We start from the raw sequence: 23088 nt of genomic DNA on the forward strand, positions 1-23088 counted from the left end.
CAAACCATGAAAGTCAGACAAAATATTAAGTTTTTTTCTCTATCATTTGTGATTTTGTTTTCTCTATGGATTATATTGTCTGGTTATTTTGAGCCTTTTTTTATTCTCTGTGGAGTATTTTCTTCTGTGTTCACATCCATTATCTTTAGAAGATTGATCAATGCTGAAAGCGCCCTTAGTCAAATTCTAAATGATAGTGGTAGGCTGTCACTTTATCAGCTTATAAGTTATATACCTTGGCTAATTTACCAAATTATTTTTTCAAGTATTTATGTAACAAAAAAGGTGCTACGATTCAAATCTACAGTTGAGCCAATTGTTATTGTAAGGGAATGCATAGGACATAATGATAAGACCATTGCATTATTTGCTAACTCGGTTACGATTACTCCTGGAACTTTAACTATCAATGTTGAAAAGAAGCAGAAAACATATTTATCTATCATATGTTTGATAGATAAAGATCTTGAAAGTGGCATTTCTGAAATAGAAGGTAAAGTCTTAAAAATGCTACACCTAGTTAAGTAATTGCTTTAAATAAGTTAACAGCGTCTCTGTATTCTCTTATTAGGCTTTCAAGCATTTCTTTTGGAAGGCTATCAATAACAGTAGAACATAAATAATTGTACAAATCTTCTAGCCTTGATATGTTATTTTTCTTCTTGCTGTTGAATTTGTACGGAAAAATGCCCTCCATAATTTCAATATCAACAACCTTATTTAAAAATGCATTTTCACTTGTTATGCTTATTCTTGTAAGTATAGTGTTAATTTCAGGTTCATTACTCGTATAAATATCTGATAATTCCGCCATTTTAATAACGTATAAAATTACTACTTTTGATAGACAATTATCAGAATATTCACAATTTTTTATTACTTCCCACTGAGTAACCTGAGACTTGCTTGTTTTTGCATTGCTTGGTAATTTATTCATTGAATTTTCTCCATTTAATTCAGTAGTAAATTATACTAATACTTTGTTAAATAAATAATAACGCAGCCATAAAAATATGCAGTTATTTACCATAAATTGTATAATATTCCTAAAATTAAATGTTAAAATTACTTCAAACTGAATGATTTCTTTAATTCCATGTTATCCAGCAGTGTAAAATATTGCTACACAATAGTGTTTATTCTAAAATAAACTTTCTTTTTGAGCTATTTTATTAATGTCCATTCTTACAGCTGTACTAAAATGAAAAAGATAAAACTCGGAATACTAATTTCAGGTAGAGGATCAAACATGCAAGCTTTAATAGAAGCATGTCAAGATCAGAATTTCCCTGCTAAAACTGTATGTGTTATCACAAATAATAGTGAAGCTGGAGGTCTTAAAATAGCAAAGCAAGCAGGAGTTTCAGCGTTTGTTGTTGAAGATAAGCCACTTAATACTGATAAAATTCATGAAATACTTGTTCAACATAAGGTTGATTTAATTTGCCTTGCAGGGTTTATGAGAATTCTAAAGGCCAATTTCCTGAATAAATGGCATAACAAAGTTATAAATATTCATCCCTCTTTACTTCCGTCATTTAAGGGCCTAAATGCTCAGGAGCAAGCTCTGAAAGCGGGTGTAAAAATTACAGGATGTACTGTGCATTATGTTACTCATGAAATTGATGCTGGAGCCATAATCGCTCAAGCTACTGTTCCAGTGTTACCAAATGATGATGTTCACAGTCTCTCAGAGCGCATTCTAGCTGAAGAGCATAAGTGTTATGTAAAAGCAGTAAGATCAATAGCAGAAAGTAACGCTAAGTGATATTAAATTAGAAAGATCGTGTGATACTGCTTTTTCTTTTTGTTACATCTTGATCCAGAGAAAGGTGTGTTGGAACTTTAGGGTTGGAGCTTTTTTGCTCGATATGTTTTTCTTTTTTCATTTCAATAACCTTACCAGATGTATCATCGTCGATTGGTTTTCGATTGCCTTCTTTCAGCATTTCTTTTAGATGCTGAACCTCTTTTCGCCTTTCTTTATTCTCATGATTAGCGTGCAATTTTGCTAATACTAATACATCAGGTAGTACTTTTGCTATAATTCTATGAAGGCGTGATAAATTTATTTCTTTTTTCATCTCTATATACAGCTCTTTCTGCTCCTCTTTTGAAAATTGTGAAAGATGAATTTTAAAGTTTTTAACTTGATGATAAATAGAGTTAGTTATGTTACCAGTCATTACTATACAGCCCAATGTAACAAGAGGTGCAGTAACAAAAAGAACTATAGGACTACTAAATAAAGCAATAGAAACTGCAGCGCCTGTTAAAAATAATATATCGCACAGAATATCCCAACAAATACCTTGAATTCTATATTTATCCCTTCTTTTTTGTTCTAATGTTCTCTTGTAATTACATTTTTTATATAAGCTTTTTTCTCTAAAATAGTCAAAAAAAGAGTACATGCTTGAAATTAGGGATACTGAGCTAAAAAAAACACCTGTGCCAATATTACCAAGCGTTATGCCCGCCATACCTATCTGTTGACTTGTAATATGTATCAACTTGATGATTATCAACACACCTGTGTTGATAACAGAAAATATCGTTATTAAAGGATTTAACAAAGCAATTGGAGTTTTTTTGCTTTCTCTTGCAGTATCGTTTTTCACCTGAACATAAAAGTCAATCATATATCTAAATTATAAAGAAATATGATTAAAATTTCAACTATGCTGTAGTAATGATTTACTTTCTTCCAACTTCAACAAAAAATAAATTTTCGGGATCAAGCAAAGAATTTGCCAGCTTATTTACTTCCTCCAATTGAACATCATTAATGATATTTGCATAATTATTTATATGGTTAATATCACGATCATCTATCTGCATACTATCCAGTAACGTTGCTGTATTCGCATTATTGGATAGAAAAGAGAAGATAAGGTTATTTACTAAACTGGTTTTTGCATCCTTGAATAATTGTTCGTCAATTCCTTCCTTTTTTATTCTGCTAAATGTATCTTTTACTGCTGATATAGCTTTGCTAGCAGTGGAACTATCAGTACTCATAAATCCAGATATAATATTTCCATGCTTATTAGGAACATTACGTGCACTAACACCATAAGTAATACCTAGATTTTGTCTCAACTCTTTCATCAGTATTGAGTTTAGACTCATACCACCAAGCGCATTAATCAAAACACTAGCATTATAGTAATTAGGGTCTTCATATGCTATGCCTTTTTGAGCAAAAAGTATTACACTCTGTGGTATATTCATAAAAACGCTCTTACTTTCTGCAGGCCCAAATTCATTTTTTACAGATATCTTCCTAACTTTCGATCTTTTTGATGGTAACTTAGATAAATATTTATCGAGCAGCATACTAACTTCTTCTTTTGTTGCACAACCAACAACACTAATGACGATATTATCCTTAGTAAAACTACGCTTTATGTATGTTAAAACATCGTCTCTAGTAATGCTCATTATAGTGTCTAGAGTTCCATATGGATCTCTTGAGTAAGGATGTTTTTTGAACAACAACGTATCCAACTCTTTTGCAGCAATAAAATAAGGATCTTTTTCAAAATTATTAAAGTTTACTTTGGCTTTTTCAAAAACTCTGTTCAATCCTTCTGAATCAACTTTAGGTCGCATTATAGCATCGCTCAATAGTGAAATTGCATCCTCTAGATTCTCAGACAAAGTATTTAATGAAACCCTAAATGCTTCTAAACCAGCAATAAAATTTAAACTAATTCCTTTATCCTCAAGCTTTTTTACAAAATCTTTGGCATCATTTTTTCCTGCTCCTTCTTGAATTACAAGAGAAGTAAACCAAGCAAGCCCCTGCTTTTCTGCACTTTCATACACGCAACCTGCATCTTTGAATGATATATTGAGTGAAACTTTTGGTAGATCACGGTTTTCAACAAACAAAAACTTAAGTCCTTTATTAGTGGTAACCTCCTCTATATTTAGGTGACCGCTTGCTTGCAAATTAAAGCCTAGACAGAAAAAAAATAGAAATACAAATTTACTTATTCTTATCATTATTAACTCCTTTTGGTAGTAAACGACCGACTAATTTATTAGTAGAAAAAATAGTACGAATTTTGTGATTTACATCTTCCAGATTGACATCATTAATTTTGCTATATGAAATGTCTATTTCATCAAGTGGAATACCTAGTGCTAGACGTGGTATATAAAACATTGCTATATTAGTTAAATCAGATAGATTATCAAGCTGTGCTGCTTTGTATTTAGACTTTGTACTTTGCAACTCTTCACTTGTTATTCCTTCAGAGTTAAAGTGATTAATAGAATTTTCTAACTCTCTTGCAACAGCATCCAAATTTACCCCGCTTTTTGGAGTTACCCGAATCTCAATGTAACCATTACTAAAAGCTAAGCTATTATAATAAGCAAACACTTCTACTGCTACATTCTTATCTAGAACTAAATCTTTATATAGCTTACTAGACTTGCCATTCCCCAAAACATCCACTGCCAAATCAACAGGAAAAGTTTCACTTATTTGCTCAAATAAAGGAACACTATAGCGAAAGTATAAAACTGGCTCTTTCACTTCAGTGCTTTCTAAAATTACCGATATATATGCATTATGTATTGAATCTTGGTTCGGATAATGTTTAACTACAGGCTCAGCTTTAATTACACCATATTTTTCCTTTGCTAATTCCGCTACTTCTTCAAATTCTACATCACCAACAACGAGCAGTATAGCATTACCTGGATGATAATAGTTATCATGAAACCTTGTTATGTCATCTTGATTGTAAGTTTTAATATCGCTCTCCCAACCAATAACAGACCTACCATAACCATTACGATAAAATGCACTGTTCATTTCCTCCCATAGTAAAGCTTCAGGATTATTATCAAATCTCATCTTTCTTTCTTCTAATACGATATTTTTTTCTCTATCTATTTTGTCTTGAGTAACATCAAAATTGCCCATTCTATCTGCTTCAATTTCCATTGCTAGTGGTAAATCTTTTTTGAGAACTAATTCGTAGTAGCAGGTGTATTCTTTAGTGGTAAAAGCATTAAATTGGGCCCCAATGCTGCCCAAAGTGGATTCTATGTCTTTAAATTTTCCTGTAGTTTCAAACATTAAGTGTTCAAAGTAGTGAGCCAAGCCTGCTTTGCCAATTGGGTCATCCATTCCCCCAACTTTATATATTATTGCATGAAAAACAGCTGGAATTCGGTGATTAGGTACTACATAAACATCCAATCCATTACTGAGCTTAGCATGCTTTATGATTTCAGCTTCCAAAGAAATCGGACAAATGAAAAAAAACACAGATAGTATAAAAAAACTAAAGAATTTGCGAAGCATTATTTCATTCCTCATTTTGCTTAGAGATAGACCTATCATATATATACCACTTATATAACAATGTACACATTCCACAAACTATAGATAGATCTGCTAAATTAAAGGCTGGCCAATACCAATCATTGATATGAAAATATATGAAGTCATATACAGCTCCCCAATAGATTCTATCAATTACATTTCCGATCGCTCCACCAATCATCAGAGAAAAACTAAGGTAAATTGACTTATCATTAGATTTATATATCAAGTATGCAAGTATACCAATTATTAATATTGAACATGCTGAAAAAAAGAAGCTGCCATGCGGCAGAGTACTACACATTCCAAAGCTAATTCCTGAATTCCAAACTTCAACTAATTTTATAAAACTAGTAATCTCGATTGACTCCCTCTCATCAATCAAAGAGTTTATATACAATTTACTTGTTTGATCGAATGATACTATAATCAATATAATAACTAAACATATCCTTTTCATAAATTTATCTTTAACTGGTAAGCCTTCATTATATCACGATCTATCTGTTTTGTTAACTCGTTAATACTATGGAATTTTTTTTCTGCCCTAATAAATTTTAAAAGTTGTATATCAACCTTAAAATTGTATACATTTTTGTTGAAGTCAAATATATGCATTTCTACTATAGGTTTTTTTAAGTCCTTAAATGTAGGTCTCATACCAATGTTGACTACTCCATATAGCCAACTTGAACTATTTTCAGAAAATGCAACTTTGGCGTAATATGTACCAAGCTTAGGTTTTATCATGTAATCTTCTATCGGAATGTTTATGGTTGGAAACCCTATTTCTCTACCTCTACATGCACCTTTTGTTACAATACCAGAAACTTGATAAGACCTACCAAGCAATTTATTAGCAATTTCTATTTCTCCTTTTTGTAAACACTCCCTGATTGAGGAAGAAGAGCAAATTTTTCTATCGATTATCAATGGCTCTAATTTAGTTAAAGAATATTCATACATCTGAGAATATTTTTCTAGAGTTAATATGTTACCCAATCGTTTGTGACCAAAAGTACAACTTTCTCCAACAGTTATATGTTTAGCACCATACTTCTTTACCAAAATCTTACCAATAAAGTCATCGCAGCTAACCTCAGAAAAACCTCTACTAAAATTAATAATATAAAAGTAATCTATACCATAGCTGCTGATTAGTTCCTTTTTTTGTTCTTGATCTATTAACCTAAAATTGTTCCTACTAAATAAAACAGTTGATGGGTGAGGCTCAAAAGTTAAAACTGCAGAGGGTAATCCTCTTTCTTGTGCTACCTTCCTTAGATTGGAAATTGCAAACTTATGTCCTAAATGAACGCCATCGAAATTTCCGAAAGTTAGTGCCACATTATCTTTTATCCCTTGCTCACAGTTGTAAATAATTTTCATACAATTTGATATTTTATATATATTTTTTATATATAATAGTTGTATTTTATAAACTATGGAGATAAATCGTGAAAAACACTAAAGGAAAAGTTGTAATATATGTGAAGAAGTACTGCCCATTCTGCAAGAAAGCAAAAGAGTTATTGGATGAAAAAGGTGTGAAATACGAAGAAATTGATGTACTTAGAAACTCGGATTTGTTTGACGGTATAAAATCAAAATATAACGTCAGGACAGTTCCACAAATTTTTATTACTGATGAAAATGGTGATTATGTACATCATATTGCTGGATGTGACAAATTGATGGATCTTGAAAAAGAAGGAAAGTTGGATAATATGTTAAATAACAATGAAGATAGCATTAATGCAACAGCTTACACAAGCGGCAGTGATGAACACGAGGGATGTAATATAATACATAATGAAGATTTTATGTGATTTTTTTGTCTTACTGTTGCTGGCATACCCACTTTAAACAATTTTTAATGAATTAAAAATACAATTCATCTAGTGAGTTTTTTTAGTGGGAAAAAATGATAAAAAATATTATAATTGTTAGCAAAAACTTAATTAGTATTGAATTAATTAACAAACAAGATTTAGAGAGTTTCATCAAGATTTTCACAGTGCTTGATAAGCATATAGCAGCTAAAACTCTTTTTACAGAAGAAGTGACAATAGAGTATAAACAACACAATTGCATAGAAGTTGTTGAATTGATAAAAGATACAGGTTTTACATATTATGATGTTGAGAATGTGTTAAATCACCTAAGTAATCATGGAATGAAAGTACCAAGTAGTGTTATAGCAAGCACCCTTTCTTCTTCATACAATCACGCACTTGAGTCTAAGGATGTAGCATTTGCCTGTTCTAAAGGGTTGCCACAATTTTACATCAGGGTAAATAATAATACCTTTATAATGACTCCTATAAGTGAAGAGAATCTGGAATTGAATTCGCAAAATAGCAAAATGCTTATAGAGTCATTAAAGAGCGAAAAAAGCACTTATGATTGCATAGTGGAAGAAAATATCATCAAAGTTATAGTGCATTCTGAAATACATCAGGCTATAAACTCGATTATAAAATCACTGATAAAGTATTGCCTTTTAGCAAGAGATGAAGAAGAAAAATTCAAAGAGAAATTGAGACAACTTGCTTTTAAAGATCAAGCTTTCGTTGAGTATTCTAGCATCAAAACCATTCATAGATATCCGAATAACCATCCTCTGAGAAAGCATGAAAGTGTTATTAAAGATATAGAAAATATTTTATGTGATTTCATAATAAATGAGAACAGCGGGTTTGCTATAGAACGGTTAAATAGACTGGGCTCAGAAGTCTCTCCAAATACTCCAAGAATCATCACTAAAACTATAGATAAGCTTGTTAAGTTTCACTAAAATGTTGTTGGAATGGTTTTAGCCAATGTCTACATATATCTGATTTTTACTGATTGAGTGGAGCAATTGAGCTGCTCTCTGTCATCCCAGCGTTTAACAGGGAGTATTAAATAAACTGTGTCAAGCCGAAAAGAAAAGTAATAAATTGATATAAAAATGGAGGTTTGACATGAGTCAAGCAAACAGAACTACCGGATTGGTAGACTATAAAGAATTAGAAACAAATATTTTATCATCTATCAGAGAAGGAAGACTTCTAACGGGAAGAGATGGAGCATTAACACCATTTATAAAAAAGCTGTTGGAGGCAAGTCTGGAAGGTGAGATAGTTATCTGTTGAAAGCGAGGAAAATAATTGCAGAAATGGGAGGAATGGAAAGACTTTGCGGACAAGTGCAGGTTCATTTGAGCTGCTAACACCAAGAGATAGGAAGGGAAGTTTTGAACCGCAAATAGTCAAAAAAAGCAAACAACAGAACTTGAAGCAAAGGTCTTAAGCACATATGCCAGTGGCATGGGATACAGAGTTCACATGTTGAGGAAATATATGACCACAAATATCAGCAGCAGAGATATCTAGTATTACCGATAAACTGCTACCAGTAATCAATGAATGGCACAGCGCCACTGCAATCAGTATATCCAATAGTATTTATGGTTTTTTAAGGTCAAGGAGATTGCATAAGTAAATGTATGTACAATATATTAGGTATAGACCAGGATGGCAGAAAAGAAGTTTTGGGCTTTTATTTAGCAGAAAGTGAGGGAGCTAACTTCTGGCTAGGTGTATTAAATGACTTAAAAGAGAGAGGAGTAGAAGACATTTTGATAGCTTGTATTAAAAAGTTTTCCTGCTGCTATAAATAGCTAAAGCAGAAATGTATAGTACATCAGATAAGAAACTTACTGAAGCAGCAAAAACTTTCATAAGTGATCTGAAGAAAGTATATCAGGCTTCAAGCAGAGAAATTGCTGAAAATTATTTACTCGAGCTGATGGAGTGAAAAATATCCTTTGGTCATAAAATCGTGGCAAAACAATTGGGAAAATTTATTTTAAGTATTCTGGACCAGTTTGGAAGCTCCACCAATCCAATTGAGGGAGTGCATAGACAAATTAGGAAATTTACTAAAACTAAGGGCTCATTTACTAATACAAATGCCTTGTACAAACAGGTATATTGTGCTATAAAAAAGGTGGAGCAAAAGTGGACTACAGCTTTGCCTAATTGGGCATTAACTATGTCTCAGCTTGACATTTTCTTTCCCAACAGACTGAAAATTGAGTTGAACTAAAAATGCCGCTTGACACAGTTTATTTAACCATACGCGTCAAGTTAAGAGATTGTAAGTAAATTCAGGGAAGTTAAGGTAGATACTCTAGTTTTTCTGTACTTGTCTTTTAATGAAAATCGAGACCAAGTTATGGTAATCTTTTTAAGAAAAATTTTCAAACTATTAACTTTATTCTTTAGTGCTAAAAATAACTCTCTAACCCGCCTTTTTAGCTCAATAAATGCCTTTGTTAAGCTAAGTTCTGTATTCTTTTTCACTTCTATGCAACCAACTATGCCGTGAAATATAAGAATTGCGCACAATTTAGCATATAGTTCACATAATACTCTGCATGGCTTTCCTTTTAAGTCTGATATGCCTTTTATACAATTTAAATAATAACTCAATTTGCCACCTTACTCTGTAATACTTGCTCAGCACTAATTTTATCCTCTGGAATATTAGTTTTGACCAGTTCAACAATTTTTGATTTCTTTTAGAGGATCTGCGATCTTGCTAATCTATTAGCTTTCCTTCTTCTGGCTATATTCAGTTAGTTTCTGACATATAATTCTTACTCTAATTTTTGCTTCTTTTCCTAACAATACCTCGTTTTCTAAAAATAACTTATCCTCTAAACATTCTAATAACTCCATTTTTTGATTTGTTTCTACATCATATATGTTGGTATCGGATTTATAACGACTTATGAAATAAGCTCCTATTTCATTGATTTGTTTAAAAGAACTTGAACCGAGATCAGATATTAGCAAATCATTACTTAATATATTACTTAAATGTTTCCTATATCCCTGGTCTGATCTTACTCCCTCCGTTAAATTAAGTTGGTCTATTATCTGATTCATGTAGTCGAAAACTAATTGTAACTTTATTCCAGACTTAGTATTGCTTTCATAGCCACTGTAGCTAGTACCATAACCTTTATACATCTCTTCCATATTGTTAGGTAGAGTAATATAGCTACTGTCCAATAATTTAACACTATTAAATAGCTGTAAGATTTTGCAATTAACTTGCAAGATATTTTTAAAGAGAACCACAGATTCATTATACATCCTTTTCATAAATTCCACTGCTTCTTCAGTAAATCTAAAATCCAAACCTTGTTTTGTTATATCTATCGAGTCCTCGTTTAGTAATTGACACATTGTTTCTACGCTACAATTATCAACCCCTATATTACCCAAGACCATGGCTTTTACGAACGATGAACCTTTTAGCTTTCTCTTTCTTTTTATAAACCTTGTTGTAATTGAGATTTTGTCTGCTTTTTCATTAAAAAATTCTTTGAGCTTTTTTGATAAGCTAGTTATTTTATTCATTGGTTCTCTCACTAAAAGTATTTCTGGGAGAACTTATACCTTATTATTCTATCTCTTTCATACCTTTATTTCCTTAACTTGACGCGTATGCTTTATTTAATACTCCCTTTGAAAATTTTTCTTAAAAAGATTACAATAACTTGGTCATGATTTTCATTAAAAGACAAGTACAGAAAAACTAGAGTATCTACTTTAACTTCCCTAAATTTGCTCGCAATCTCTTAACTTGATGCTTATGCTTTTTTGAATATTCCCAAGTGCTGCCAAGCTTTTGGCCCAATATTAATTCGGCTATTGATTTTGTCTTTCAGTGCTCAGGGAAATCTTACTTCGGTTAGCTATAGAATTTTTGATTTTACTGAAAAAACATTCCCGTTCTTTATAAATATGCTTATCATAGAAGCTCTTCACTTTTCGATGGAATCACAACTTCACATCTTTTGCTCTCAAACAAAAGCATATATCCTTTATCAGCCACTATAGTGGAGTTATAGATATTTTTCATTAACTTGTGTAATTTCATTCCTCTGGCCAGGAGTAAGTATAAATTTTAAAGGATTTCCCAATGCATCAACAAATGCATGAATTTTAGTAGTAAAGCCACCTTTATTCCTTCCTAAGAGCTTTGGAATCCTTTTTGTATCAGGCAGAGCAAGCATGAGCTCGAACTATCGTTCCATCGATTACCGCAACTTCTAAATCTGGATTTTGTTGCATATATTTTTGCCAAAACTTCCTTTTCACACCGCCTTTTAAACCTCCTATGTATACTCCTGTAATTGCCGTAAATTTCTGGCAAAAGACGCCACTTACAGCCACTCCTAACCATATACCAAACCGCTTCCATAAATATTCTCAACCTCTTCTCATTTTTGCTGTGTATTCCTTTGACTCCCTTTAAGAATTCAAAAGTTTGTTCCCATTTTCTTTTTTCTATGTAATATTCCATTGATAGTTTCTCTATATTATTCACGGTCTCTTTTTCCTTATTTCTCCTACTTTTTCTTTACTTTATTTTCTCACAGTATATTTTGTTTACAGAATCTACGAGTGCAAGCGTTTATGAGTCAGAGGATAAGTCATATAATATTTACTCGGTCTTAATACTTTGAATTTATATTTGAGTAAACGATAAACAGTAATTGGTATGAGTGATCTATTTAAAAGTGACAATTATGATAAAAATCTCAATTCTTTGATAAGAGTCATAAAGCTGAAGGATACAAAAAAAATTAATGAACAATATGATGAAACACTGAAAGATTTATCTCAAGCTCTGAAGAATTTTACAAACAACGCAAAAGATGTAGCTAAGTTTGTTATATATAGTGACTTGAATAATTATGTAGAACCTTTGAGCACAAAGCCACTCGGTTTTGTTGAAACATTAAAGAGAATATTAGATAGAGTCTCGGGAAAAGATATTCCAACTAAGGATAATGACATAAAAAATTTTGTTGGTGATGAATTATCAGGTTTCACTATAGAAAAAGCAGCCGAGTACTCAAATATTTTAAGTACAATGAATCTATTTAAGAAAGGACTTAAAGAAATTTTAGATTCGAAGCAGAGTGGAAAAAACAATAAAGAACATAAATCATACGAAGTAAGCACGGAAAATAAAACGACATCAAAGCAGAAGGAAGATACTCCTAAGCTGCAAGAAGGAAAACAGCCGGTAGGAAAATTAGTTATGAAGAGAATAAAACGGCCAACAACAGCACCTCCGCCACCTCCTACTGCCTCAAAAAAGGTACACTTTAAACCAGAAATAGAGAATGTATCTCCTGAAGATTCAGGCTATGAAAGTTCATTAAGTGAAGAGTCTGGACATGAGGAAATATCAAATTATCAAGAGAAAAGTAGTAAATCTTCAACAAAAGATTCGGAAGACTCAAAGTTAGCTAAAAAGGAGCCAACTCACAAAACGAAACCTAAGAAAAATGCAGGAACAAGAAGAGGATATAAAAAGAGAAAGGCTCCAGAGCCACCAGCGCTAAACGCTACCAATCAAGAAATTAGGCAAGAAACTAAAGAAGATAAATCTGAAATACTGTCAAATCCTAAAAGGCTAGATATTGTTGATCAACAAGTGAGCACGAAACCAATAATAGTAGGAGTGACTTCGCAAAAATCAGCTGAAAGTAAACCAATCCTGAAAAAATCTGCTGATAAAGCAGCATCAGAAGTAAAAGCGGTTATTATAAAAGAAAAAGTAAATAGCAAGAAGGACGGTAGAGTAAAGTCAATAGTAGGAAAATTTGAGCAAAATCAAGTTGCTAAGAGCAAAGCCACCCCTGCAACACAAGCAGATATCGGTATGAAGAAAGATCCTGCACCATCGCAAGAAACTGCCTCCCAATCTCACTCATTTCCGGTAGGAAATAAAAGATCTAAAATGAACCCCATAACAGCAAAGTCCGATTCTAAACTTCCGGTTAGTAAAAAACCTCTTCTCACTCATGTTAGTGTAAAGAAAATAGCTGCACGATTTGAAAGCCATGGGAAGAAATAGTTGTAACCTATTGAACAAACCCTATAATATCCTTGATCTTTTTTATATTGTTATTTGCAATCTCTGCTGCTTTTTCTGTACCTTCTTTTAATATTTTATGTAAATGGAGCTGATCCCTCAAAAGACCGTTCAACTTCTCACGTATGGGTGATATAACACTGATGATTAAGTCAGCTAACTCTTTTTTAAAGTTCTTTATGTCATGTTTATCCACTTTTTTACACACTTTTTCTACATTTAAATCACTAAGCACTGAATAAATATTTATCAAATTGCTTATTTCTGGACGACATTTTAAAGTAGAAAAATCAAAGCCTAGAATTGAATCTGTTTTTGCTTTTTCTATTTTTTTGACAATTAAGTCATCTGTATCGTCAAGGTTAATGCACGAATATTCTGAAGGGTCAGATTTACTCATTTTGCTTGCTCCATCTCTTAAGCTCATTATTCTTGATGTGCAATCCAAAGTTAAGATTTCAGGTATGATGAAATGACTACATTTATAATGATTGTTAAAAGCTGATGCAATATCACGTGCAAGTTCTAAATGCTGTTTTTGATCATCGCCAACAGGAACATATTTAGTTTGATACAGCAATATATCCGCAGCCATAAGTACTGGGTAGCTATATAACCCAAGAGAAGCTTTTTGTCTATCGCTTCCAGCCTTATCTTTAAATTGAGTCATACGATTAAGCCAACCAATTGGTGTATAGCACCCTAGCAGCCAGCCCAATTCTGCATGACCACTAACTGCGGATTGATTGAAAATAATCGACTTTTCCGGATCTATTCCACATGCAATATAAGTTGCTGCTGCTTTAAAAATATTATTTTTTAATTCATTTGCGGGAAGCTTATTTGCTGTGATTGCATGCAGATCAACAACACAAAAAAGAGATTTATATTTGTTCTGCAAGCCTATCCACTGCTTAATTGCACCAAGATAATTGCCCAAGTGTAATACTCCACTTGGCTGAATACCTGAGAAGACAACTTCTTCCATACCTTGAGTGTTTTATTAGTTACTTTCGCAATCAGCAGATTTTTTAGAAAGAATAACCATTGCAGGACGAAGCAACCTATTTTTAATGGTATAACCAGTTTGTAGTACTTCTACAATAGTGCCAGGCTCTTTTTCATTATCTTCTTTTTCCACAACAGCTTGATGTAAATTGCTGTCAAAAGAGTTACCTATTGGATCTATTTCTTCTATTCCATGTTTTTTTAGATCACTCACAATCTTTTGGTGCGCCACTTTTATTCCTTCATGAATAGGATCATCATCTTTCAAGTTTTCCATTGCTTTTTTTAAATTGTCACAAGAGTCGATCATATCACGTGCAAATTTTGTGACTGCATAATCACTTGCATCGCTAATTTGCTTTTGCATTATACGTTTAACGTTTTCATTATCCGCAACAGCGCGACGTAAATGATCTTCAAGCTGAACTGCACGTTCTTTTAATATATTAAGCTCTTCACTTAAATCACCTGTTTGCTGATCTTTTTGATCATCCCCTTTTCGTTTACTGACCATATCTGCAAATTTCTTTTTTTTCTCTTTATTACTATCTGACATATCATTCACCCTTACAAACTTAATAAATATATAACAATCAATCTAAAAATATCAAGCGTTAGCTATCCTTGTCTTTCTATGCTTGCATTTAAAAAGTCAATCAAAGCAGTTTTATAAAGAGAATCAGAAAAAGTATCAATATTACTTTGCGCCATATTAATATAGTGTTTAGCTTCTTCCATAGAAACATGAATGGTATTATGATGATTAATATATTGTAATGCTTGGTCAAAATTGTGTCTAGCTGAAGAAAAAGATTTCTCCCAGAATTTTTGTTCTGATGGGCTGCCTTTTTCATATGCTATAATAGAAGGTAAAGTAACTTTACCTTCAAAGAAATCTTTTCCAAGTTGCTTTCCTAAAGTGCATTGATTAGCAGTATAATCTAGCACGTCATCAATTATTTGGAATGCCATGCCAAAATTAAACCCGAAATTCCTTAGCCTCTCTGTTTCATCACTTGTGGCTCCAGATACTACTGATGCAGCCTCGCAGCATGCAGAAAATAAAGATGCTGTCTTTTCTCCAATGATATTAAAATAATTTTTCCTAATTGTGTTAGGGTCAAAACGCGTTGTCATCTGCTTTATCTCACCCTTGACAAGCAAATTAGATGCCTTAGATAAAATAGAGAGAACACTTAAATTCCCACATTCTATAAGCCACCTAAATGCTAAGGTCAATAATAGATCACCAACTAAAATGCTTGATTTATTCCCCCAAATTTTATTTGCTGTTGCAACTCCATGGCGTGCCTTACTTTCATCAAGCACATCATCATGAAGTAAAGTAGCGTTGTGTATAAATTCTACCGATGCAGCAATGTTGACCCTACTCTCTCCAGAGTAATTCAGCATTTTACATATAATAAAAATGAGCTTAGGCCTTATCTTTTTTCCTCCTGAATTAATAAGATGAGATGTAATATCGGTAGCAAGCTTAGTACCTTCATCATTGACATTTTTGAAGATAAAGTCATTCATAGCCAATAAATCAGAAGATACAATATCATCTAATTTACTACTTTTTGTTAAATCAGTGTTTAGCATTTAAGAGGACTTATGCTTCTTGCCCTTGTACTTTCTCAACTTTTTTCTTTTCTATTTTTTTCGATTCTGTTTCTAAATCTACTATGCCTTTTTTAATGAACCACATTACCCTTTCAGTTGCTTGCGCTCCTACACTTAGCCAATGTTTTAATCTATCAGCTTTTACCACAACACGATTTTTATTGTCTTTTGGCAACATTGGATCATATTGTCCTATTCTCTCAATAAAGCGCCCATCTCTTGGTGCTCGTGAGTCGGCTACAACTATCCTATAAAAAGGACGTTTCTTTGCCCCAAACCTTGCTAACCTTATTTTAACTGCCATGTCAACCTTTATTCATATATTAATTACAATTTAAATACAATAAACAGCTCAAGTCAAACTAATTGTACCTCTTTTACCTAAAAATACAATATAGCCCCTCCAATCACTCATAAAAGGAAGATAATAAACTTTTTTATATATCATCAATCATAGCATGATTAACTTCTACTCTATACTTTGATTTTAGATAGCTAATTAACTGTTCCTTTAGCGATATCATCACACGTTTTCCGGTGTCAAGCATGTTTAATTTACCATTTGATGAATGCATTTCTTTTAGAACGCCTATTATAATTTCATTATTGTATTGAATAGGATCTGTTACCGAATTAGTTGTTTTCATATTGAAAATTTCTTCTATGAAAGAAAAAGGGTAGTTTTGTTCATTGCGTTGTATTTGCTGGCCTTTAACCAATTTTATACCTTGAATTTCTTCCAAATCTGTCTTTTCTCTTAGTTGAACTGCTACTTCTTGTCCCATTTTAAACATTTTTTCTTTTATAAATTCACTACGCCAAAGCTTTATGGCTGATTCCCTACTTTCTTCAAAACTTTGTAATTTAGGAGGAATAATATCAGTGATTTTTACACCAACAACAGTATCTCCAACACCCTTAAAATAACTCTTCTGATCTTTCTCGCGTGAAAAAATGAAAGAAATGAAATCACTGAAATTTCCTACTTCATTACCACTTTGGTCTTTTCCACTAGCATCTACTGGACCAATGGTTTGTATAGGTAAATTGTAATTATTGGAGATTTCTTCAATCGTTGCACCATTGTATATCTTATAATTCACTTGATTTTTGAAATCATTGACTTTTTCAAAAGACTTTTGATTGGTTAAAACTGACCTTATGTCTTTTTTTAAATCAACCAAGTCTTCATCAGAGATTTGATGTATGCTTTCTACCTTTATTACGTGCCATCCAAAATTGCTTGTTAAAACTTCACTTACTTCACCTGTTTTGAGAGCAAATACCTTTTCTCTCATATTTTCAGGTAAGAAATCCTTAGTTATATTATTTACTCTGGTTTCTTCAAGTTTTACTTTACTGAACTCTTCTATTATGTCTTCAAAGCTTGCTTTACTTTCTTCAAGCGCTCTTCTTGCTATTTCAGCTTTTTCTTTGGTAGGAAATATCACATTGAATATGTCTCTTTGATTTTTAAGTTCCTGATGTTCTATTATACTATCAACCTCTTCATCTGAAATTCTGATTTGATCTGCAAAATATTTTTGATCCAGAGAAATGTATTGCGCAGTTCGATACTCAGGGTAATAAAAATTGGACTTATTTCTTTCATACAAATCAAGTAAGGCTTGATCATCTGGTTCAGGAACGTCTGTAATTGCATCCTCAGTTATTTTAACAATATCAACTACTCTAGTTTGGTAGCGATTTTTGTATATCTGCTCATCAACACTCTCACCAAAAGTTATCGGATAATTATCTTTAAATAACGAAGTCATGAACATCATTGCAGGCAGGATTTTCTCTAGTTTTTCTATATATTCCTTTTCTGTTATATGTAGGCTATTTAGAGTTTGATGGAATTTATTATGGTCAAATTCGCCTTTATCATCTTGAAAGTATTTGGTATTTTTAATATGGCTTTTTATAGATTCTTCTCCAACTGTTAATCCAAGTTCGCTAATTAGGTTAAATAATAGTTTTTGCTCTATAAGCGCGTTAAGTAAATCATATTTTAGCTTTTTTACTTGTCCTTTACTTATATCAGATCCAGAAATTTGCTTTTCATAATTTTGATATAGTAATTTATATTCATCTGATGTTATCACTTCCTTTCCTACTTTAGCTAATTCTTTCCTTTCATCATCATTTGATAAAAGATTGCCAATCCCCATAAAGATTAATAAGCAAACTAAAAGGAGAACGATTGCCTTGGTAAAAAAATTTCTAATACTCATTGTAAACTCAGTTAACTAACACTTAAATTTAGAATAGCAATAATTTAATCTTTGTAAATCTATTAACAAATTAGCTAATATGTGTAATATTGCAGTATATTAAATTAAATGGGAGCTTATATTAACCTCAGAGCCTGTTCATAATCTTTTCAGAAGCAAAGCAGCGAAAGCAAGAACGACCATTTGCAGGCTAGTGTTGAGTTTCCGCTCGCAATTTTTCCACAATCGCCTACATTTTTGCAACCAAGCAAAAGATCTCTCAACAACCCATCTTTTCGGCAATACGACAAAGGTGTGTAATTCGTTTCGCTTTATTACTTCAACGGTAGCGCCAATAGTTGCTTTTATTTGTGTTGCAAAATTTTCTCCTGTGTAGCCAGCATCAACTAGTATATTTTTAACTTCAGATAGGTTTTCTTTAGCATTTTTAACCATTCTCACAGCGCTACTACGATCAGTTATTTCTGCCGTTGTTATATAAATTGCGTGGGGTAAACCTTGCGTATCTAACGCAATATGGCGTTTTATTCCTGAAACTTTTTGCCTGCATCATAGCCTTTTTCTTCAGCAGTATCTGCATTTTTTACGCTTTGTGCATCAATTATGCAGAAGCTGGTTTTTTCTTTCCGACCATTGTTTTGTCGGACCACGCCAACTATTTTTTTTAATACCAGCTCCAGAACACTTTCTTTATTTGCATCTGCTTTTTCACTCCACTTCTTAAAATAGTCGTAACAATTCCGCCATTTTGGAAACTCTTTTGGTAACATTCTCCACTGGCAGCCACTTTTTAAGACGTATAATACTCCACAAAATACATCATATAAATCAAGTGTTCTTGGCTTTGTTCTCTTCCTGCAAGACTCCAGATCTGCTACAATAATCTCAAACTTTTCTCGACTTATATCACTTGGATATAAATTTCGCATATCCTACTTTATATACTTTATCCTCTCATTCTATCCTTTTTTTGAGATCACGTACAGGTTCTAAGGGATGAGAAATATAAACTAAAAAGCCATTGGATGACAAAGTTAATGCTTTTTTAGTTTTAATGGTTTATATTTTATTTCTATAACAGTAAAGGAACATTAAAATGGGAGATGTTTTTTCAATGTCAATGGAATCTTCTAAAGACAATAAAGATAGAAATGAACAATTTCTCATGCAAGTAGCTGCTTGGTTGGTTGATAACACTAGCTTAACTTTTGATCAAATAGCACAATGTTGCAAGTTATCCCTTGAAAAAGTACAAGACATAGCTGATGAGGAAATAGAAGTTGAAAAGTATGACCCTATTATTTCTGAAATAATTACTGAAAAAGAAATCGATGATTGCAAAAAAAATCCAAATCGTGTACCAAATTTGATTATAAAAAATATAAAAAAAAGGGCAAAGACGGTTAGCATTCTTGGCTTTCCTTCTACAGCAAGGCGTAGAAATAAACCTAATGCAATTTGTTATTTGGTAAGAAAATTTCCTATCTTGAACAATAATGTTATAGCTAAGCTAGTTAGTACAACAAATTACACAGTTAAGCAGGTAAGAGATAGATCTCATCATAACATGCTCAATATCAAACCTCAAGATCCTGTACTACTTGGTTTATGTAGCCAGGAAAATTTAGAAGTGGAAGTAGAAAGAGCGGAAATAGAAGAAGAGAAGAAACAAAGATTAAAAAATATAAATAATAGCTATTGATGATTCTCAAATTCTTGTACTTTGTTAATATTAAATTGACTTGACTTGTTAGTTTTTATCAGTATAATGTAAGTAAAGTATCTAGTTTAATAATAATTAAGTCTAAATACGCACTAAAAACTAGCTCAGCCTAATTTATTGTTTTATATTCACATTTTAGGTTAGTAAGCATCAATTAAAATTTTTGGAGGATTATGACAACAATCAATGAAGATGTCTTAGCAAAAGAAGAGGTTGTAGGTCAACCTGAAAAAAGCGAACAAATTCATAATGCTGACGCAGTAAAACAAATGACCAGTGAAGGTGCTGAAAAAAACAAGAAAACATTGGACCTGAGCGAATTGAAAGAAAAAACAGCAGAAGAATTGTTAGAGCTAGCTGAAGAAAGAAAAATTTCAACTAGTGGTAAAGGCAATGGCAGGATGCTAAAACAGGAAATGATATTCAGTTTAATGAAGAAAATGAGTGAAGAAGGAGGCATAACCACAGGAAGTGGAGTAGTGGAAACATTGCCTGAGGGTTTTGGCTTCTTACGTTCATCAAGTGCAAATTATGCTCCAAGTACCGATGATGTTTATATTTCCAATGGCCAAATAAGGAAGTTTAATTTACGTACAGGAGATATGGTATGTGGAGAAATAAGGCCACCTGGTGATAAAGAAAGATATTTTACTTTAACTAAGGTTCAAAGTATAAACTCTACTGAAATCAGTGAATTAAGAAAGTACGTCCATTTTGATAATTTGCTTCCGCTTTATCCTGAAAAAAGCCTCATCCTTGAAAACAACAGTAGCGGAAATAATAAAAAAGATATAAACATGCGTGCTGTAGATATAGTTACACCTCTTGGAAAAGGACAAAGAGCATTGATAGTTGCTCCACCTCGTACAGGAAAAACGATATTGCTTCAGCAAATGGCTCACTCTATAGCTACAAATTATCCTGAAATAGAACTAATAGTATTACTTATAGATGAAAGACCCGAAGAGGTGACAGATATGATACGCTCTGTAAAGGGTGAAGTGGTAAGCTCTACATTTGATGAACCTGCCTACCGTCATGTCCAACTTGCTGAAATAGTAATAGAAAAAGCTAAAAGAATGGTTGAACACAAAAAAGATGTAGTGATTTTGCTTGATTCTATAACTCGTCTTGCACGTGCTTATAATGCAGTCATTCCTTCGTCTGGAAAGGTTCTAACCGGCGGTGTAGATTCAAATGCGCTGCAAAGACCAAAACGCTTTTTTGGAGCAGCTCGTAATATTGAAAATGGTGGTTCTTTGACAATCATCGCTACAGCCCTTATAGAAACTGGTTCAAAAATGGATGATGTTATTTTTGAAGAGTTTAAAGGCACAGGTAATGCTGAAATTATACTAGATAGAAAACTTGCTGATAAACGTATATTCCCTGCTATTGATATTACAAAATCCGGAACAAGGAAGGAAGAGCTATTAGTTGATAAGGCCATACTAAATAAAATATGGGTATTGCGTAGGATACTTAATCCTATGGGGTCTGTTGAAGCAATGGAGTTTTTACGTGACAAACTACTTTTAACAAAGAGCAATGCTGACTTTTTTAACTCCATGAATCACTAAAAGTAAGCCAATTCTGATGGAGCAAAAAAGCTATGTTTATACAATTGTGTACCAGTGTTGAAATGACACCCTCAGAAGGAGATTGTATCTACTCTGAATCAGATGATAAATTAGATGCTTGGTAAGCGTAATTTGGAGCTTCCTGTGTAATGATTATATCATGAGCATGACTTTCTCTTAACCCTGATGAAGTAATAGTGACAAATTTGCAGTTTTTTTTCATCTCTTCTATATTACGGTTGCCAGTGTAACCCATTGCAGCTTGCAACCCACCAATTAACTGACAGATCACTCCTGAAGCTGGACCTTTAAAAGGAACTCTTGCTTCTACTCCTTGTGGGACTAAATCAAGTTTTGAATCTTGAAAATAACGGCTAGCTGACCCTCGTTTCATTGCACTAATAGATCCCATTCCTCGATATTCCTTATATGCTCTACCCTTATACATGATAATCTCACCTGGGCTTTCCTCAGTACCAGCAAAGATTGAACCTATCATCACAGTATCAGCACCAGCTGCAATAGCTTTTGCAACATCTCCCGAATATTTTATTCCACCATCAGCAATTAGTCTGACGTTTTTTGCTCTACACACCTCTGCAACATTCTTGATTGCAGAGAATTGCGGCATACCAACACCTGTAACTATTCTGGTAGTACAAATTGATCCTGGCCCTATTCCAACCTTTACTGCATCAACACCAGCATCAATTAACGCTTCAGCAGCCTCCTTTGTTGTAATATTTCCGCCGATTAATTGCGTATTCGGATACATCTTTTTTATTTCCTTAATGGTGCTGATAACGTTCTCGGAATGACCGTGAGCGGTATCTACAATAACCACATCAACTTCCTCTCCGATCAAAGCTTCACATCTTTCTATACCGTCTTTTTTACCAGTACCAATTGCAGCGGCAACTCTGAGTCGACCTTTACTGTCTTTACATGAATTTGGATATCTATTGTATTTTTCGATGTCTTTAACTGTGATTAGACCTATGCAACAAGAATTTTCATCAACAACCAAAAGCTTCTCTATTCTATTTGCATGCAACAATTTCATTGCTGAGGCGCTGTTTACTGCCTGCTCTCGAACTGTTACTAACTTATCTTTTGTCATTACCTCGGAAACTTTTATATTCATGTTCTGGTCTTCAATAAACCTCACATCTCGATTAGTTAAAATTCCCACTAACTTGCGTTGATCAACTACAGGAATTCCGGAATAATTATACTCTCTCATTAATGAAACTGCTTCTGCAACCGTTTTATCTGGGGAAATTGTAACTGGGTTATACACGATCCAGCTTTCATATTTTTTCACCCTTCTTACTTCTAACACTTGTTCATCTATTGATAAATTCTTATGTATGCAACCTATTCCACCATGTTGGGCAATAGCTATTGCAAAACCTGATCCAGTGACAGTGTCCATTGCAGAGGATATGAGAGGGATATTTAGTTCTATATTATTTGTTAGATAAGTTCTTGTGTCTGCATCACGAGGCAATACATCAGAATAGGCCGGTAAGAGAAGTACATCGTCAAACGAATAACAAGCTTCCATTTTTTTCATATGCTTTATTTAAAGCTTATACGCCAATTAATGAAATTGCAATA

Annotated in this window: 22 protein-coding genes and 2 pseudogenes; 8 read left to right on the top strand and 16 right to left on the bottom strand. The window is 33.0% G+C overall.

Translation table 11 applies throughout. The annotated features are described in order from the left end of the window. The first annotated feature begins 6 nt into the window (after positions 1-6). The gene (locus tag BWZ41_RS03735; protein WP_143689441.1) at positions 7-528 is read left to right on the top strand and encodes a Na+/H+ antiporter subunit E; all 522 of its coding nucleotides are present in this window, start codon (positions 7-9) and stop codon (positions 526-528) included. Here the strand turns inward: BWZ41_RS03735 and BWZ41_RS03740 are convergent. Next, entirely contained in the window at positions 521-937 is a 417-nt protein-coding gene (locus BWZ41_RS03740) for a hypothetical protein (protein WP_143689442.1), read from the bottom strand. The genes BWZ41_RS03735 and BWZ41_RS03740 overlap by 8 nt on opposite strands. A gap of 264 nt (positions 938-1201) precedes the next feature. Here BWZ41_RS03740 and purN point away from each other — a divergent pair, with 264 nt between their 5' ends. Next, positions 1202-1768, top strand: a complete 567-nt coding sequence (gene purN, locus BWZ41_RS03745) for a phosphoribosylglycinamide formyltransferase (protein WP_143689443.1) — start codon at positions 1202-1204, stop codon at positions 1766-1768. 7 nt (positions 1769-1775) lie between these two features. Here purN and BWZ41_RS03750 read toward each other — a convergent pair whose 3' ends face one another. From BWZ41_RS03750 to ribF, 5 genes are read right to left on the bottom strand one after another with little or no spacing between them, the layout of a single operon-like run. After that, complete coding sequence (locus BWZ41_RS03750) at positions 1776-2642, bottom strand: hypothetical protein (protein ID WP_143689444.1); 867 nt, start codon at positions 2640-2642, stop codon at positions 1776-1778. A gap of 55 nt (positions 2643-2697) precedes the next feature. Beyond that, on the bottom strand, positions 2698-4008 hold the full coding sequence (locus tag BWZ41_RS03755) for a M16 family metallopeptidase (protein ID WP_143689713.1): 1311 nt from the start codon (positions 4006-4008) through the stop codon (positions 2698-2700). Then, a complete protein-coding gene (locus tag BWZ41_RS03760) occupies positions 3995-5326 on the bottom strand; it encodes a M16 family metallopeptidase (RefSeq protein ID WP_143689712.1) in 1332 nt (443 codons plus the stop codon). Before BWZ41_RS03760 ends, BWZ41_RS03755 begins: the two co-directional genes overlap by 14 nt. Before the next feature lie 4 nt (positions 5327-5330). Further along, entirely contained in the window at positions 5331-5807 is a 477-nt protein-coding gene (gene lspA, locus BWZ41_RS03765; RefSeq protein ID WP_143689445.1) for a signal peptidase II, read from the bottom strand. Beyond that, on the bottom strand, positions 5804-6736 hold the full coding sequence (ribF, locus tag BWZ41_RS03770; RefSeq protein ID WP_143689446.1) for a riboflavin biosynthesis protein RibF: 933 nt from the start codon (positions 6734-6736) through the stop codon (positions 5804-5806). Before ribF ends, lspA begins: the two co-directional genes overlap by 4 nt. 68 nt (positions 6737-6804) lie before the next feature. On the opposite strand from ribF, the gene BWZ41_RS03775 reads away from it, so the two are divergent. From BWZ41_RS03775 to BWZ41_RS03785, 3 genes and pseudogenes are all read left to right on the top strand, one after another. Continuing rightward, entirely contained in the window at positions 6805-7176 is a 372-nt protein-coding gene (locus tag BWZ41_RS03775; protein WP_006015443.1) for a glutaredoxin, read from the top strand. A 95-nt stretch (positions 7177-7271) separates the two neighbouring features. Continuing rightward, a complete protein-coding gene (locus tag BWZ41_RS03780; RefSeq protein ID WP_143689447.1) occupies positions 7272-8144 on the top strand; it encodes a hypothetical protein in 873 nt (290 codons plus the stop codon). 169 nt (positions 8145-8313) lie between these two features. Continuing rightward, positions 8314-9439: pseudogene (locus tag BWZ41_RS03785) on the top strand (IS256 family transposase). Positions 9440-9480: 41 nt separating this feature from the next. On the opposite strand, the pseudogene BWZ41_RS03790 reads toward BWZ41_RS03785, so the two are convergent. The 3 genes and pseudogenes from BWZ41_RS03790 to BWZ41_RS08505 form a co-directional block, all read right to left on the bottom strand. Beyond that, positions 9481-10773 (bottom strand): annotated as a pseudogene (locus BWZ41_RS03790) (IS4 family transposase). A gap of 382 nt (positions 10774-11155) precedes the next feature. Next, positions 11156-11284: a hypothetical protein gene (locus BWZ41_RS08280; protein ID WP_277750552.1), complete on the bottom strand. Its 129-nt coding sequence runs from the start codon at positions 11282-11284 to the stop codon at positions 11156-11158. A gap of 93 nt (positions 11285-11377) precedes the next feature. After that, on the bottom strand, positions 11378-11710 hold the full coding sequence (locus BWZ41_RS08505) for a transposase (protein ID WP_410543275.1): 333 nt from the start codon (positions 11708-11710) through the stop codon (positions 11378-11380). A gap of 198 nt (positions 11711-11908) precedes the next feature. Between BWZ41_RS08505 and BWZ41_RS03800 the strand changes: the two genes are divergently transcribed. Further along, complete coding sequence (locus BWZ41_RS03800; protein ID WP_143689449.1) at positions 11909-13276, top strand: hypothetical protein; 1368 nt, start codon at positions 11909-11911, stop codon at positions 13274-13276. 7 nt (positions 13277-13283) lie between these two features. On the opposite strand, the gene trpS is transcribed toward BWZ41_RS03800, so the two are convergent. From trpS to BWZ41_RS03830, 6 genes are all read right to left on the bottom strand, one after another. Then, a complete protein-coding gene (trpS, locus tag BWZ41_RS03805) occupies positions 13284-14282 on the bottom strand; it encodes a tryptophan--tRNA ligase (RefSeq protein WP_143689450.1) in 999 nt (332 codons plus the stop codon). Positions 14283-14297: 15 nt separating this feature from the next. Further along, entirely contained in the window at positions 14298-14858 is a 561-nt protein-coding gene (locus BWZ41_RS03810) for a nucleotide exchange factor GrpE (RefSeq protein ID WP_006015534.1), read from the bottom strand. Positions 14859-14920: 62 nt separating this feature from the next. Continuing rightward, positions 14921-15907: a polyprenyl synthetase family protein gene (locus BWZ41_RS03815; protein WP_143689451.1), complete on the bottom strand. Its 987-nt coding sequence runs from the start codon at positions 15905-15907 to the stop codon at positions 14921-14923. A 10-nt stretch (positions 15908-15917) separates the two neighbouring features. After that, on the bottom strand, positions 15918-16232 hold the full coding sequence (rpsP, locus tag BWZ41_RS03820) for a 30S ribosomal protein S16 (RefSeq protein ID WP_006015540.1): 315 nt from the start codon (positions 16230-16232) through the stop codon (positions 15918-15920). A gap of 133 nt (positions 16233-16365) precedes the next feature. Beyond that, a complete protein-coding gene (locus tag BWZ41_RS03825; protein WP_143689452.1) occupies positions 16366-18165 on the bottom strand; it encodes a peptidylprolyl isomerase in 1800 nt (599 codons plus the stop codon). A 138-nt stretch (positions 18166-18303) separates the two neighbouring features. Continuing rightward, a protein-coding gene (locus BWZ41_RS03830) for an IS5 family transposase (RefSeq protein ID WP_143689453.1) occupies positions 18304-19094 on the bottom strand; the annotation gives its coding sequence in 2 pieces (ribosomal slippage) (positions 18304-18701 and positions 18701-19094; 792 coding nt in all). A 167-nt stretch (positions 19095-19261) separates the two neighbouring features. Between BWZ41_RS03830 and BWZ41_RS03835 the strand changes: the two genes are divergently transcribed. Continuing rightward, a complete protein-coding gene (locus BWZ41_RS03835; protein ID WP_143689454.1) occupies positions 19262-19867 on the top strand; it encodes a cell cycle transcriptional regulator TrcR in 606 nt (201 codons plus the stop codon). A 194-nt stretch (positions 19868-20061) separates the two neighbouring features. Further along, the gene (rho, locus tag BWZ41_RS03840; protein ID WP_143689455.1) at positions 20062-21468 is read left to right on the top strand and encodes a transcription termination factor Rho; all 1407 of its coding nucleotides are present in this window, start codon (positions 20062-20064) and stop codon (positions 21466-21468) included. A gap of 88 nt (positions 21469-21556) precedes the next feature. Here rho and guaB read toward each other — a convergent pair whose 3' ends face one another. Next, positions 21557-23044, bottom strand: coding sequence for an IMP dehydrogenase (gene guaB, locus BWZ41_RS03845; RefSeq protein WP_143689456.1), 1488 nt, complete (start codon positions 23042-23044; stop codon positions 21557-21559). Positions 23045-23088: the final 44 nt, after the last annotated feature.

It is taken from the genome of Wolbachia endosymbiont of Nilaparvata lugens (genome assembly GCF_007115045.1).
Taxonomy (GTDB): domain Bacteria; phylum Pseudomonadota; class Alphaproteobacteria; order Rickettsiales; family Anaplasmataceae; genus Wolbachia.

Coding starts and splice junctions, on each gene's coding strand:
- guaB (WP_143689456.1), bottom strand. CDS start 23,044: ATGAAAAAAATGGAAGCTTGTTATTCGTTTGACGATGTACTTCTCTTA.
- BWZ41_RS03750 (WP_143689444.1), bottom strand. CDS start 2,642: ATGATTGACTTTTATGTTCAGGTGAAAAACGATACTGCAAGAGAAAGC.
- BWZ41_RS03825 (WP_143689452.1), bottom strand. CDS start 18,165: ATGAGTATTAGAAATTTTTTTACCAAGGCAATCGTTCTCCTTTTAGTT.
- BWZ41_RS03810 (WP_006015534.1), bottom strand. CDS start 14,858: ATGTCAGATAGTAATAAAGAGAAAAAAAAGAAATTTGCAGATATGGTC.
- BWZ41_RS03760 (WP_143689712.1), bottom strand. CDS start 5,326: ATGCTTCGCAAATTCTTTAGTTTTTTTATACTATCTGTGTTTTTTTTC.
- BWZ41_RS03800 (WP_143689449.1), top strand. CDS start 11,909: ATGAGTGATCTATTTAAAAGTGACAATTATGATAAAAATCTCAATTCT.
- trpS (WP_143689450.1), bottom strand. CDS start 14,282: ATGGAAGAAGTTGTCTTCTCAGGTATTCAGCCAAGTGGAGTATTACAC.
- BWZ41_RS08280 (WP_277750552.1), bottom strand. CDS start 11,284: ATGAAATTACACAAGTTAATGAAAAATATCTATAACTCCACTATAGTG.
- BWZ41_RS03740 (WP_143689442.1), bottom strand. CDS start 937: ATGAATAAATTACCAAGCAATGCAAAAACAAGCAAGTCTCAGGTTACT.
- BWZ41_RS03735 (WP_143689441.1), top strand. CDS start 7: ATGAAAGTCAGACAAAATATTAAGTTTTTTTCTCTATCATTTGTGATT.
- ribF (WP_143689446.1), bottom strand. CDS start 6,736: ATGAAAATTATTTACAACTGTGAGCAAGGGATAAAAGATAATGTGGCA.
- BWZ41_RS03815 (WP_143689451.1), bottom strand. CDS start 15,907: ATGCTAAACACTGATTTAACAAAAAGTAGTAAATTAGATGATATTGTA.
- BWZ41_RS08505 (WP_410543275.1), bottom strand. CDS start 11,710: ATGGAATATTACATAGAAAAAAGAAAATGGGAACAAACTTTTGAATTC.
- lspA (WP_143689445.1), bottom strand. CDS start 5,807: ATGAAAAGGATATGTTTAGTTATTATATTGATTATAGTATCATTCGAT.
- rpsP (WP_006015540.1), bottom strand. CDS start 16,232: ATGGCAGTTAAAATAAGGTTAGCAAGGTTTGGGGCAAAGAAACGTCCT.
- BWZ41_RS03835 (WP_143689454.1), top strand. CDS start 19,262: ATGGGAGATGTTTTTTCAATGTCAATGGAATCTTCTAAAGACAATAAA.
- BWZ41_RS03780 (WP_143689447.1), top strand. CDS start 7,272: ATGATAAAAAATATTATAATTGTTAGCAAAAACTTAATTAGTATTGAA.
- purN (WP_143689443.1), top strand. CDS start 1,202: ATGAAAAAGATAAAACTCGGAATACTAATTTCAGGTAGAGGATCAAAC.
- rho (WP_143689455.1), top strand. CDS start 20,062: ATGACAACAATCAATGAAGATGTCTTAGCAAAAGAAGAGGTTGTAGGT.